Raw genomic sequence first — 13273 nt, 5'->3', positions numbered from 1 at the left:
TCAAAAGAAAGCATCATATTTTAAGTAAAGAGAAATGAGTCACACCTCGGTAAAGCGTCAACTTTTGACATTTCATGCTGGTAATGAGATTTCAAAAGTCTATAATTCATCAACCCAATTTTGAGGTGACAAAGTAAATGGTTAATTTGAAAGCGGTAATCCCGGTGGCTGGTTTAGGTATGCACATGCTGCCGGCCACAAAAGCCATTCCGAAAGAAATGCTGCCGATCGTCGATAAGCCAATGATTCAATACATTGTCGATGAGATTGTAGCTGCGGGCATCAAAGAAATTGTACTGGTGACCCACTCTTCGAAAAATGCAGTGGAAAACCATTTCGACACCTCTTATGAACTTGAGGCGCTGCTCGAACAGCGTGTTAAGCGTCAGCTTCTGGCGGAAGTGCAGTCAATCTGCCCGCCTGGGGTAACTATCATGAACGTCCGCCAGGCGCAGCCGCTTGGTCTTGGTCACTCTATCCTTTGCGCTCGTCCGGTTGTCGGTGATAATCCGTTTGTGGTTGTGCTGCCTGACATCATTCTTGATGACGCGACTGCCGATCCGCTGCGTTATAACCTTGCCGCTATGGTGGCGCGTTTCAACGAAACCGGCCGCAGCCAGGTTCTGGCGAAGCGTATGCCGGGCGATCTGTCCGAATACTCGGTTATTACGACTCAGGATCCGCTGGATAGCGAAGGCAAAGTCAGCCGTATCGTTGATTTCATCGAAAAACCCGATCAGCCGCAGACGCTGAATTCCGACCTGATGGCGGTAGGGCGCTATGTGCTTTCCGCAGATATCTGGGAAGAGTTGGCGAAAACCGAGCCGGGCGCGTGGGGCCGTATCCAGTTAACGGATGCGATCGCGCGTATCAATGAAAAACAGCCGGTCGAAGCCATGTTGATGACGGGCGAAAGCTACGACTGCGGCAAAAAAATGGGCTACATGCAGGCGTTTGTGAACTATGGCCTTCGTAATCTGAAAGAAGGGCAGAAGTTCCGCGAAAGCATCAAGAAGCTGCTTGCTTAATTGATAAGCATGGATGGAAAAAACGGTTGCTCATGAAATTATGGGGCGACCGTTTGTTTTGAGATATTCTAATGGCGTCCAGCTTGCATAACGCTAAAGCTGTAGTTAGTGATGTGATATTTTGGTGTAAAAATTTATTGCATGAAAGTGAAATTTATGTTTCTCCTGATCAAAGACACCGATTCTAATGTCTACTCATTATGTGTGGGTACAGTGCCCTTCGTAAAAAAATACCTGACGTGACTTTTCATAGCCTATTTGCCTTAATTTAAGGCAATATCGGTATTTTTACCAAGTGTACTTATAAACGACGAAGCCTTACGCGCTCTGGCTGCGATAGCCAGGGGCGGTAGCGTGCTTAAACAGGCATGCTAGCACGGAAATTTAACCTTAAATATCAAATCAATAAGCAAAATTACACAGGTCAAGCGATACTATGAAGATTTTGGTTACAGGTGGGGCGGGATTCATTGGTTCCGCAGTTGTACGTAACATTATCAATAACACAAAGGATGAGGTTTTAGTTGTTGATAGCCTTACCTATGCTGGCAATCTTGAATCGCTGGCACCTATCGAACAAGATTCACGCTATCGTTTTTCCCATACAGACATTACAGATAGCAAAAAAATCATTCAATTATTTGATGAATATGCCCCAGACATCGTGATGCATCTCGCGGCAGAAAGCCATGTTGATCGCTCAATCGATGGTCCGGCCGATTTTATTCATACCAACGTTATTGGGACTTTTGTGCTTTTAGACGCTGCTCGTAATTATTATTCAAAATTGGCAGCAGATAAGAAAGCCACTTTTCGCTTTCATCATATTTCCACTGATGAGGTGTATGGCGATCTGCATGGCACCGATGATTTATTCACGGAAGAGACACCTTATGCACCGAGTAGTCCATATTCGGCATCAAAAGCATCCAGCGATCATCTGGTAAGAGCGTGGAATCGCACATATGGCCTGCCGACAGTGATAACGAACTGCTCAAATAACTATGGCCCTTACCATTTTCCAGAGAAGCTCATTCCACTAGTAATATTGAATGCGTTAGCTGGTAAACCTCTACCTGTGTATGGAGATGGATCACAAATCCGTGACTGGTTATATGTTGAAGATCATGCACGGGCGCTATACAAAGTAGCCACCGAGGGCAAAATCGGTGAAACCTATAATATTGGTGGTCATAACGAACGCAAAAACATTGACGTAGTTAAAACCATCTGTGCAATCCTCGATAAACTGATCGCGAATAAACCCAACGGTATTTCAAGCTTCGCTGATTTAATCACCTTCGTGACCGATCGTCCCGGTCACGACATGCGCTACGCTATTGACGCAACCAAGATCAAAAATGATCTCGGTTGGGTTCCAGAAGAAACCTTTGAAACCGGTATCGAGAAAACTGTGCATTGGTACCTCGATAATAAACAATGGTGGCAGCGTGTGTTGGATGGCTCTTACGCAGGCGAACGCTTAGGCTTAACGAACTGAGATTATAAATATGAAAGGAATTGTATTGGCTGGCGGGTCGGGAACACGTTTGTATCCTATCACCCAAGGTGTATCGAAACAGTTACTGCCTGTTTATGATAAGCCGATGATTTATTATCCGATCTCTGTGTTAATGTTAGCAGGCATCAGAGATATACTTCTAATAAGTACGCCTGAGGATATATCGGGTTTTCAGCGTTTGTTAGGTGATGGTTCCAGGTTTGGTATTTCCCTTTCCTATGCCATACAGCAATCTCCTGATGGTTTAGCTCAGGCTTTCTTAATAGGCGAGGCTTTCATCGGTGGGGACAAGTCGGCCCTGATACTTGGAGACAATATTTTCTTTGGTCAAAGTTTTGGTCAAAAACTCGAAGCCGCAGCTAATCTTGTCACTGGCGCAACAGTATTCGGTTATCAAGTTCAGGACCCTGAAAGATTTGGTGTTGTTGAATTTGATAAAAACTATAATGCCATGTCAATTGAAGAAAAACCTGTCCATCCAAAATCAAATTGGGCTGTGACAGGCTTATACTTCTATGACGAAAATGTTGTTGATTATGCTAAGGAAGTAAAACCCTCTGAGCGTGGAGAATTAGAGATTACTAGCATTAATCAAATGTACTTAGAACATGGAACCTTGAAAGTCGAATTATTGGGGCGTGGTTTCGCATGGCTTGATACTGGTACACATGAAAGTTTATTAGAAGCATCTCACTTCGTACATACTATTGAAAATAGACAAGGGCTTAAAGTCGCTTGTTTAGAAGAGATCGCATTTCGTAATGGTTGGCTTGGAATTGACGAGTTATTATCCCGAGCAGAAGAACTTAAAAAAACATCATACGGGAAATACTTACAGTTTTTGGCAAAAGGTAGATATTAATGAAAGTTCTGAATACAAAAATAGCCGATGTAAAAATAATTGAACCAAAAGTTTATGGTGATGAACGTGGTTTCTTTCTGGAAACCTATGAAAGACTTCGTTATAAAGAAATGTTAGAAACTGATTTGGAATTTGTCCAGGACAATCATTCTCGCTCACAAAAAAATGTTTTGCGCGGTTTACATTTTCAACGAATCAATCCGCAAGGGAAATTGGTTCGTGTCGTCAGCGGAAAAGTTTTTGACGTTGCTGTTGATATTCGTCCAGACTCGCCCACTTATGGTTTATGGGAAGGTGTCATTCTTTCGGAAGAAAATAAAAAACAATTTTGGATCCCGCCTGGTTTAGCACACGGCTTTGTTGTGCTTTCAGATTCTGCTGATTTTGAATACAAATGTACCGATTACTACAATCCTCGGCATGAGGCATGTCTTATCTGGAATGATAAAACAGTAAATATTGATTGGCCTATTGAAAACCCTATTTTGTCAGAAAAAGATAAAAACGGTATTAGTTTGGTGAATCTTTATAAATGAGATTGCTGCTTACGGGAGCAAAAGGGCAGTTAGGTCATAGTCTCACCCAGTATACTCCCGCTGGGTGGGAGACGCTTTTTGCCGATAAGGTTATGCTCGATATCACTCGTGAGAGCGATATTGAAAGAATAGTCTGTAATTTCAAGCCCACAATAATTATCAATGCTGCCGCTTATACCTTGGTCGATAATGCAGAAAACGAAAAAGAAAAAGCTTACTCAGTAAATGTTAATGGCGCGCGCTTGATGGCAAGAGCGGCGAAGCTATGTGGCGCTAGTTTTTTTCATATGTCTACTGATTATGTCTTCGATGGGCAATCATTTTTACCCTATAAAGAAACAGACGAATGCTGTCCTATTAATGTTTATGGTGATAGTAAAAGGAAAGGCGAAATCGCAGTTTTAGAAGAGAATGGTGATGCTATAGTTCTTCGTACTTCTTGGGTTTATAGTGAATATGGGCAAAACTTTCTTAAGACGATCAGTAATCTAATAGATCAAGAAAAAGAAATTAAAGTAGTTGCTGATCAGATTGGCTGTCCCACTTATGCAAACGATATCGCTAAGGTGTTATATCAACTCTCTTATATTAAAAACTTGCCTGGCGGTATTTATCACTATTCGGGAGATACTTCCTTAAGTTGGTATGATTTTTCCAAAATGATAGCCAGCGCAATGAACAAAAGAGATGCGATAATACAGAAGGTTTCATCGAATGAATTTCAAAGTGTAGCTAAAAGGCCACAATTTAGTGTAATGGATTGCACTAAAATATTAAACTTAGGTATTCAATTATCAAACCTGGAAAAAGGAGTTCAATTGGCAATTCATAATCTAGAACTTGTTGAGAGATAATGTATGAAGTTCTTTAGGGAAACAATAGCATTTCGAACAGTTTTATTGCAGTTGATTCATCAACAGATTACGCTGCGTTATCGTAGAACAGTATTTGGTTTTTTATGGACATTGTTGAATCCACTACTGAATATGGCAATCATAGCGGTAGTATTTTCAATGGTAATGAAGTTTCAAATCAATGATTATGCTATATTTCTTTTTTCTGGAATGATACCATGGGCAGTGTTTTCAAATTCACTTAATCAATCCTCCTCAGCTTTAATAGCAAATGAATCGCTTTTTAAAAAAATATATCTTCCTAAACAAATTTTTGTAATTGCTACAGTAACCACTACTCTAATCGACTCCTTTTTAAGTACTATATGCTTGTTTATAATAGCATTGTTTTTAGGTGCTAAGCTTACATCTTCATTATTGTTTTTGCCAATCTCACTTTTAGTTCTTACGATGTTTACCCTTGGGATATCTCTGATATTGTCTATATTGTCAGTATATTTCCGTGATATGCAATATTTAATCGGTGTCATATTACAAGCGCTATACTTCGCAACTCCTATTATTTACCCTATAACGGCTATTCCTGAAATGTTTCATGAAGTATTTACATGTAATCCACTTTACTACTTCTTAGAAATGTTTAGAAAGCCTATATATAATGGTGAATTGCCGAGTTTTGATAACTTTATGCTATGCATTAGTATAAGTATTATAACTTTATTTATAGGCGTATGGTTTTTTAACAAAAATAGTTCAAAAGTTATTTTTAGGCTTTAAAATGAATTCTAAAATCACTCTTAATAATGTGTCTCTTGTATTTGATCTTCATAAGAATAAACAGAGTTCATTAAAGGAAATGTTTGCTAATGCCTTTAAGGATAAATATCATGGCAGTACGACTGAAAATTTCACTGCAATCAATAATATAAGCTTAGAAATAAATCATGGGGATCGCATAGGTATCGTAGGGCATAATGGAGCAGGGAAAAGCAGTTTACTGAAGTTATTATGTAAGATCTATGAACCAACAAAAGGCTCGGTATCGATAAAAGGAAATGTAGCACCGCTTTTGGAAATTGGGGCAGGTTTTAATCCGGAATTAAGTGGGCGAGAAAATATTTATTTAAATGGCGCCATCCTTGGCTATAACAAAAAATATTTGAAAAGCATAGAAGAAGAGATTATCACTTTTTCGGAACTGGCAGAGTTCATCGATACTCCAGTAAAATATTACTCAACAGGTATGTATTTAAAATTAGCGTTTGCCATTTCTACAGCAGTGCAACCTGATATATTGATATTGGATGAATTGTTTGCTGGTGGCGATGCAGAATTTGTAAGTAAAGCTCAGGCGAGAATGAAGTCAATGATTGAGGATTCAAATATTATGGTTTTTGTATCCCATCAAACAGATCTTCTTCTTGAATTGTGTAACAGGGTCATTTGGCTTGATCATGGGAATTTGATTGCAGATGGTGAACCCCAAATTATTATCACAAGATATCTCAATAAGGAATTTCAATAAATGACTAAAAGGATCGCTTTTTATTTATTTTACGATCAGGATGGTATAGTTGATGATTACATACCATATAAGTTGTCTGCGCTACGTGAATTTGTAGATAAGATCGTTGTTATTTCTAACTCGTCATTAACATACGAAGGACGTAATAAGTTAGAAAAAGTAGCTGACCAAATATTTTGTCGAGAAAATATCGGTTTTGATGTATGGGGCTATAAGGAAGGCATGGAGCTGTATGGCTATCAGCAACTTGCTGAAGAATATGATGAATTAATTCTTTTAAATTATACTTTTTTTGGCCCAATATATCCTTTTGCAGAGCTTTTTGAAGCAGCCGGAAACTCTGATTGCGATTTTTGGGGCATCAGTGAGCATGACAAAATGGTACCTAACCCTTTCACGGGACATGGTGTACTGCCTAAACATATACAATCGCATTTTATTGCTGTAAAAAAGAAATTACTTTCATCGCCAGAGTTTTCTAATTATTGGCAAACAATGCCAATGATTAACAGTTATACGGAATCAATTTTACAGCATGAGTCCAGGTTTACTAAATATTTTGAAGATAAAGGTTTTAAATCCTACAGTTATTTGCCAGCTGAGCATTATCCCTCACCTTATGCAACTTTCATAGATATTAATAAAGCGCTGGAAAATAGATGTCCTATTCTTAAAAGAAGATTGTTTTTTCATGACCCGCTATGGTTGGATATAAACGCAATAGATTTAAACGCAGTATATTCAAAAATTCAAGATGGTGGATATTATGATGTCAATCTAATTAATGATAACATTTTAAGAACTGTTAAGCCCAGGACGCTATATACAAACTTGGAATTGTTGAAAATATTACCTACAGATGGCAAATTATATGAAATAAAAGATAAAAGAATTGCCGTAGTTGCGCATCTTTATTATCCGGAAATGTTTGCGGAGATTGAAAAACATATCAGAAACATTCCCGTTCCTTTTGATATATATATATCTACCGCAACAAAAGCCAATAAGGTTATTCTTGAAGAAGCCTTAAAGAATTTGGTTTTTATTAAAAAAAGTGAAGTCAGGGTAGTCGAAAAGAATCGCGGACGTGATATGTCTGCGCTGTTCATAACCTTTAAAGATATTTGCAAACCCGGAATCTACGACTATATATGCCGCTTACATTCAAAAAAATCTCCTCAAAATGGCGTTAACTCTGCTAACCATTTTAAGGAACATCTTTATGATAACTTGTTGGCAAGCCCAGAATATGTTAGTAATTTGATAAGCTTTATGGATAAGAATAAGATTGGGTTAGCAATGCCACCTGTAGTCCATATTTCATATCCTACACATGGTCACTCTTGGTTCTCGAATCGACCTAATTGCGAATATTGGGCAGATAAATTAAAAATTAAAATTCCGTTTGATGATAACACGCCCGTAGCGCCCTATGGCACTATGTTTTGGTTTAAGCCGGAGGCTTTAGAACCTATATTTAATTATCCATGGAAATGGGAAGATTTCAATGAAGAACCGGCGCATGTAGATGGTGGTCTGGCACATGTTCTCGAGCGCTTAATCGGTTATGCTACTGCCAGTTCAGGTTATTTCTACTATTGTTTTATGACGACGCGTTCAGCAGAAAAGAATTATTCTAAATTAGAATTCAAATATCAAAGTGTAATGTCTCAACTTCCAAATGGGGATGTAAGTTATCAAACAGCTAACCTCGCCAATATGCGCCTGAGATCATTGCATGGATGTATGGCAATGGCCGTAAGCATTCTCAAAGACAAAATTATGAGTCGGTATCCACGCGGTGGTAAACTTCTCAAATGGCCATATAAAGTAGCACTGAAACTCTATAAAATTGCTTATAAATGGAACCGTTGAAGATGAATAAAATTGCAGTTACTGGTGCCTCTGGATATATTGGTAAACATGTAGTCAAATCCATTATTGCAAATGGTCATCAACCAATAAGCGTTGTTTATCCAAATAAGTTTATTGAGAAAAATGAAAAATTGATAGATATGGATATTCTTTCTGCCACCAAAGAAGATGTTATAAATACATTTTCTAATATAGATGCGGTGATCCATCTTGCTTGGCAGTCGGGATTTAATCATCATGATGATTGCCATCTAAATAATGTAATTCATCATCTTAAATTCCTTGAATATCTCATGATGGCTGGCGTTAAGAATATTTCTGTTGCTGGAACTATGCATGAAATTGGTTATTATGTAGGTGAAATAGATAGTACAACGCCATGTAATCCTATTAATCCATATGGAATAGCAAAAAATTTTCTTCGTCAGGCAAGCTTATACCTAGCAGAGAGATACGATGTCAAAATTAAATGGCTTCGTATGTATTATATATTAGGAGATGATATAAATAGTAATTCTATATTTTCTAAAATCCTTAAAGCTGAGCAGGATCATAAAGAAACTTTTCCATTGAATAGTGGCGAAATGCTTTACGATTTCATTAATATTGATACTTTAGCACAACAAATTGTTGTAGCTGCTACTCAAGAAAAAGTTACGGGTGTAATTAATTGCTGTAGTGGCAAACCAATTAGTTTGAAAACTACCGTTGAGAAATTTATAAAAGATAATGATTTAAAAATCAAACCACAATACAATGTATTTCCTTCACGAGAATATGACTCACCGGCAGTGTGGGGTAGCTCCAGAATTATCAATGAATTAATGCATAATGTTTAATAATTCTATCAAAAATCACGGCATTGATGTTGCTGTCGTGATTGTTACTTTTAATCCAGAACTTGTTAAGTTAAAGTTGTTATTGGCTGCATTGAACAATAAATGCAATCAAATTTATCTTGTCGACAATAATAGTAATAATGTAGCTGAAATAATGCAAATTTCGGCAAGCCAGGATACGGTCACTCCCATATTTAATAAGACCAATTTAGGAATAGCTGCGGCCCAGAATCAAGGTATCAAATTATCAATAGCTTCGGGCTGTTCATTTACATTATTGTTTGATCAGGATAGCTTGCCTCAAGATGATTTTATTGAGAAATTGGTTTTTAGTTATTATCAGATCAATGAATTTAGAAAAGTAAGTGCAATTGGCCCTAATCTGTATGATTCACGATATGATTTCAATTATTCATTTGTAATATTGAATAAATACGGCTTCCGTAAAAAATTTGTGCCTGATGTTACACATAAGAGTCCAGTTCCAGTATCATGTCTAATTGCGTCTGGGATGCTTATCAATAATGCCAGCATTAGCACAATTGGTTTAATGAACGAGGAACTTTTTATCGATTATGTGGATACTGAGTGGTGTCTAAGAAGTAAATCACTAGGTTATGCTATTTTTATGGCTCCTAATGTTAAATTAGAACATGAAATTGGTGATGCTAACTTCAGTTTTTTAAGTTATCGAATACCCGTGCATTCACCATGGAGACGTTATTATCGAGTCCGAAATGGTTTTAGATTACTGGGAATGCATCATGTCCCATTATTAATGTCTCTAAGGGAAATACTTTTTTCTTTAATTCATCAGGCAATACTATTCTTGAACACCAAAGATAAAAGGTATTTGAATAATTACGTCAAATCAATTAGAGATGCCTTTAAAAAATCATGATTCATTTTATTTTAGTCAGTCATGGACATGATGATTATATTTTAAATCTACTAAAAGGCATAGGAGTCCTTAATTCGCAAGATTACAAATTTTATATCAAAGATAATCTCGGTTCATCAGCTCTAAAAAATTATTGCTTTGAAAGGGAAATACCCTACTTCTTCTCAGGTGTACCTAAGGGTTTTTCTGCTAATAATAATGAAATTGTTAATTATTTACGTAACAATAACTTTGTAAAGCAAGGCGATTATTATATTTTTCTGAACCCAGATGTCATCATTACTGAAAAATCAATAATGGAGCTTGTATATATACATAAGCAGAATAAATACGATTTGTTTAGTATAGATCTTTATACGGACGAAAAATATATTAATAGAGACCCTTCTATACGTTCGTTTCCTAAAATAGGTGATTTTATTTCTTCTTTTTTATTTAATGTCAATAAAAGTGTAGTGGATAGAAGCAAAATAACACAACCTACTAAAGTTGATTGGTTTGCTGGTTCATTTATTGCCATTAAATGTAATGTTTTTGAAGCGATAGGGGGTTTTGATGAATCATATTTTATGTACTGCGAAGATTTAGACCTTTGTTTGAGAGCGCACAAGAAAGGTTTCAAAGCATATTATTTGCCTAGCATTAAAGCGATACATTTTACGCAACATCAAAATAGAAATATTCTAAATAGACATTTAGTGTGGCATATTAAAAGCATATTCCTGTTATATTTTAAAAATTTTCGATACCTTAATAAATATTCCAGATAAAGCTCTTTTTATGAATTTCCGTTGATTACCGGGCGGGAAAATTATGATAATGTTAATGGTAACTTCGATGAATGTATCGAACGTAACCTAACAGGAGTAGATAATGACTAAGCAACAGATCGGTGTTGTTGGTATGGCCGTGATGGGGCGCAATCTGGCGCTCAACATCGAAAGCCGTGGCTATACCGTTTCCGTATTCAACCGTTCCCGTGAAAAAACGGAAGAAGTTATCGCTGAGAACCCTGGCAAGAACTTGGTTCCTTACTATACGGTGCAAGAATTTGTTGAGTCTCTTGAGACGCCCCGTCGCATCCTGTTAATGGTGAAAGCAGGCGCGGGTACTGATGCAGCCATCGATTCCCTGAAGCCTTATCTTGATAAAGGCGACATTATCATTGATGGCGGCAACACTTTCTTCCAGGACACTATTCGTCGCAACCGGGAACTCTCTGAAGAAGGCTTTAACTTTATCGGTACTGGCGTTTCAGGCGGTGAAGAGGGGGCGTTAAAAGGGCCTTCCATTATGCCTGGAGGTCAGAAGGAAGCGTACGAACTGGTCGCGCCAATTCTTAAGCAAATCGCAGCAGTGGCAGAAGGCGAGCCATGCGTGACCTATATCGGTCCGGATGGCGCAGGTCATTACGTTAAGATGGTTCACAACGGCATTGAATACGGCGATATGCAGCTTATTGCCGAAGCCTACTCTCTGCTGAAGCATGGCCTTAACCTTTCCAACGAAGAGCTGGCGAAGACCTTCTCTGAGTGGAACGAAGGCGAACTGAGCAGCTACCTGATTGATATCACTAAAGACATCTTCACTAAAAAAGATGAAGAAGGTAAATACCTGGTCGATGTCATTCTAGATGAAGCGGCAAACAAAGGCACCGGTAAATGGACCAGCCAGAGTTCTCTGGATCTGGGCGAACCGCTGTCCCTGATTACTGAGTCTGTCTTTGCGCGTTATATCTCTTCACTGAAAGAGCAGCGTGTGGCCGCTTCTAAAGTGCTGAGTGGCCCGCAGGCAAAACCTTTTGCTGGCGATAAAGCTGAATTTATCGAAAAAGTACGCCGCGCGCTGTATCTCGGTAAGATCGTCTCTTACGCTCAGGGTTTCTCTCAGCTGCGCGCAGCTTCGCAAGAGCACAACTGGAATCTGAACTACGGCGAAATCGCGAAGATCTTCCGCGCTGGTTGTATTATTCGCGCCCAGTTCCTGCAAAAAATCACCGATGCTTACGCAGAGAACCCCTCCATTGCTAACCTGCTACTGGCGCCTTACTTCACGAAAGCTGCTGATGAATACCAGCAGGCGCTGCGTGATGTGGTCTCCTATGCAGTACAGAACGGCATTCCTACGCCGACTTTCTCTGCTGCGATTGCGTATTACGACAGCTACCGTGCAGCGGTATTGCCTGCCAACCTGATCCAGGCACAGCGTGACTACTTCGGCGCGCATACTTATAAGCGTACCGATAAAGAAGGTGTGTTCCACACCGAGTGGATTTAATATAAACTACTTGGGAAATAGTTATGCTGGCAATAGGGCATCTATTGCCAGCAAGATATAGCTGTCTCTATCATATTCTTTGTGAAAGCATTTAGTTTATATCGTAAGATATTATGAGATTTGCTTGGTTGTGTATTTTTATTTTTTATAAATAATTTTTATCTTAATTGGGCAGGCTGGCTTTTTGGTTATAAGCCATAGCATTAAAAAGCCATGGCTTATAAAAATGATCAGGATTTTGTTATCTCAATAGCATTTTTCTAAAGGAATTCTCTAGTTTGGCTATGTAAGGTTTAATAATATAAGCTGATCCTAAACTTAAAATGCATATTGAGGAAAAAAAGTAAATTGCTTCTATAGCGCTCATTTGGCTGTAATTTAACTTCGCAAACAAAAAATAAATAATCTGGTGATGTAGCAGGAATGCAATAAAGGTCAATCCTGCAAGTTCATTGACAGGTGCAACCAATAATTTTACATCTTTCAAGAAGTTAAATAACATTGCCAGAATAGAGTACAGGCAACATCCAAAGATAAGCATATATAATTGAGAAGGAAGATTTTTAAAAAAAAGTGATCAATATAATAAAGGTGATGCATGAGATAATTCCACAATAAGTGAATCGCTTTTGAACAGGGTAAATAAAGCGAGAGAATAACATTCCAAACAAAAAATCTGGTAAACGCATTAGAGGGTTGCAATTTATATACACTTTAAATAGATTGTTGTAATTTACATAGAGCCCGACAAATATAAGCATAACTACTATAAACGTAATGATGGGGTTAAACCGAATACCTATTAATAAGAAGGGAAACAAAAGATAGGTGAGTAAAATATACCCAGTGTACCATTCGCCGACAAGGTAGTAATTGTGCATGCGATACAAGAAAAAACCATCAAGCCCAGTTATTGAAAGAACCATTTTCCAGTGTTCGTTATCACCGGATAGATGTCCATTGTTTAAAAATAAAAATAAGCGGTAATGACTCCAACTTATTGATAGTGTTTTATGTTCAGATAATGCCCGATGACTTTGTCATGCAGCTCCAC

13 protein-coding genes are annotated in these 13273 nt (G+C 38.0%); 12 read left to right on the top strand and 1 reads right to left on the bottom strand.

What is annotated here, in order from left to right:
- Nucleotides 1-137: 137 nt before the first annotated feature.
- From galF to gndA, 12 genes are all read left to right on the top strand, one after another.
- Nucleotides 138-1028 carry a UTP--glucose-1-phosphate uridylyltransferase GalF gene (galF, locus tag DW56_RS12590; RefSeq protein WP_024553494.1) on the top strand — a complete coding sequence of 297 codons (891 nt, stop codon included), beginning with the start codon at nucleotides 138-140 and terminating at the stop codon, nucleotides 1026-1028.
- Nucleotides 1029-1464: 436 nt separating this feature from the next.
- On the top strand, nucleotides 1465-2529 hold the full coding sequence (gene rfbB / locus DW56_RS12585) for a dTDP-glucose 4,6-dehydratase (RefSeq protein WP_024553493.1): 1065 nt from the start codon (nucleotides 1465-1467) through the stop codon (nucleotides 2527-2529).
- Between the two features lie 10 nt (nucleotides 2530-2539).
- Complete coding sequence (gene rfbA, locus DW56_RS12580; protein ID WP_024553492.1) at nucleotides 2540-3412, top strand: glucose-1-phosphate thymidylyltransferase RfbA; 873 nt, start codon at nucleotides 2540-2542, stop codon at nucleotides 3410-3412.
- On the top strand, nucleotides 3412-3948 hold the full coding sequence (rfbC, locus tag DW56_RS12575; RefSeq protein WP_029589826.1) for a dTDP-4-dehydrorhamnose 3,5-epimerase: 537 nt from the start codon (nucleotides 3412-3414) through the stop codon (nucleotides 3946-3948). Before rfbA ends, rfbC begins: the two co-directional genes overlap by 1 nt.
- Entirely contained in the window at nucleotides 3945-4802 is an 858-nt protein-coding gene (gene rfbD, locus DW56_RS12570) for a dTDP-4-dehydrorhamnose reductase (RefSeq protein WP_024553490.1), read from the top strand. The genes rfbC and rfbD overlap by 4 nt, the downstream gene beginning before the upstream one ends.
- A gap of 3 nt (nucleotides 4803-4805) precedes the next feature.
- Nucleotides 4806-5579, top strand: a complete 774-nt coding sequence (locus DW56_RS12565) for an ABC transporter permease (RefSeq protein ID WP_024553489.1) — start codon at nucleotides 4806-4808, stop codon at nucleotides 5577-5579.
- Between the two features lies 1 nt (nucleotide 5580).
- Nucleotides 5581-6327, top strand: coding sequence for an ABC transporter ATP-binding protein (locus DW56_RS12560; RefSeq protein WP_024553488.1), 747 nt, complete (start codon nucleotides 5581-5583; stop codon nucleotides 6325-6327).
- Complete coding sequence (locus DW56_RS12555; protein ID WP_024553487.1) at nucleotides 6328-8202, top strand: rhamnan synthesis F family protein; 1875 nt, start codon at nucleotides 6328-6330, stop codon at nucleotides 8200-8202. It begins immediately after the preceding gene.
- 2 nt (nucleotides 8203-8204) lie between these two features.
- Nucleotides 8205-9041, top strand: coding sequence for an NAD-dependent epimerase/dehydratase family protein (locus DW56_RS12550; protein ID WP_024553486.1), 837 nt, complete (start codon nucleotides 8205-8207; stop codon nucleotides 9039-9041).
- Complete coding sequence (locus DW56_RS12545; protein ID WP_024553485.1) at nucleotides 9034-9942, top strand: glycosyltransferase family 2 protein; 909 nt, start codon at nucleotides 9034-9036, stop codon at nucleotides 9940-9942. Before DW56_RS12550 ends, DW56_RS12545 begins: the two co-directional genes overlap by 8 nt.
- Nucleotides 9939-10712 carry a glycosyltransferase family protein gene (locus DW56_RS12540; protein ID WP_024553484.1) on the top strand — a complete coding sequence of 258 codons (774 nt, stop codon included), beginning with the start codon at nucleotides 9939-9941 and terminating at the stop codon, nucleotides 10710-10712. Before DW56_RS12545 ends, DW56_RS12540 begins: the two co-directional genes overlap by 4 nt.
- A 103-nt stretch (nucleotides 10713-10815) precedes the next feature.
- Entirely contained in the window at nucleotides 10816-12219 is a 1404-nt protein-coding gene (gene gndA, locus DW56_RS12535; RefSeq protein WP_024553483.1) for an NADP-dependent phosphogluconate dehydrogenase, read from the top strand.
- Nucleotides 12220-13216: 997 nt separating this feature from the next.
- Here gndA and DW56_RS23170 read toward each other — a convergent pair.
- A complete protein-coding gene (locus tag DW56_RS23170) occupies nucleotides 13217-13273 on the bottom strand; it encodes an IS1 family transposase (protein ID WP_003032489.1) in 57 nt (18 codons plus the stop codon).

The sequence above is a fragment of the Franconibacter helveticus LMG 23732 genome, assembly GCF_000463115.2.
In the GTDB taxonomy this organism is placed as follows: Bacteria; Pseudomonadota; Gammaproteobacteria; order Enterobacterales; family Enterobacteriaceae; genus Franconibacter; species Franconibacter helveticus.
Note: the sequence above shows the minus strand (reverse complement) of the source record. Positions and strands in the feature narration are given on the sequence as shown.

What these genes read in the sequence shown, in the direction of transcription:
- DW56_RS12550 (WP_024553486.1), top strand. Translation starts at nt 8,205, where the DNA reads ATGAATAAAATTGCAGTTACTGGTGCCTCTGGATATATTGGTAAACAT.
- rfbA (WP_024553492.1), top strand. Translation starts at nt 2,540, where the DNA reads ATGAAAGGAATTGTATTGGCTGGCGGGTCGGGAACACGTTTGTATCCT.
- DW56_RS12565 (WP_024553489.1), top strand. Translation starts at nt 4,806, where the DNA reads ATGAAGTTCTTTAGGGAAACAATAGCATTTCGAACAGTTTTATTGCAG.
- DW56_RS12560 (WP_024553488.1), top strand. Translation starts at nt 5,581, where the DNA reads ATGAATTCTAAAATCACTCTTAATAATGTGTCTCTTGTATTTGATCTT.
- gndA (WP_024553483.1), top strand. Translation starts at nt 10,816, where the DNA reads ATGACTAAGCAACAGATCGGTGTTGTTGGTATGGCCGTGATGGGGCGC.
- rfbB (WP_024553493.1), top strand. Translation starts at nt 1,465, where the DNA reads ATGAAGATTTTGGTTACAGGTGGGGCGGGATTCATTGGTTCCGCAGTT.
- galF (WP_024553494.1), top strand. Translation starts at nt 138, where the DNA reads ATGGTTAATTTGAAAGCGGTAATCCCGGTGGCTGGTTTAGGTATGCAC.
- rfbD (WP_024553490.1), top strand. Translation starts at nt 3,945, where the DNA reads ATGAGATTGCTGCTTACGGGAGCAAAAGGGCAGTTAGGTCATAGTCTC.
- DW56_RS12540 (WP_024553484.1), top strand. Translation starts at nt 9,939, where the DNA reads ATGATTCATTTTATTTTAGTCAGTCATGGACATGATGATTATATTTTA.
- DW56_RS12545 (WP_024553485.1), top strand. Translation starts at nt 9,034, where the DNA reads ATGTTTAATAATTCTATCAAAAATCACGGCATTGATGTTGCTGTCGTG.
- rfbC (WP_029589826.1), top strand. Translation starts at nt 3,412, where the DNA reads ATGAAAGTTCTGAATACAAAAATAGCCGATGTAAAAATAATTGAACCA.
- DW56_RS12555 (WP_024553487.1), top strand. Translation starts at nt 6,328, where the DNA reads ATGACTAAAAGGATCGCTTTTTATTTATTTTACGATCAGGATGGTATA.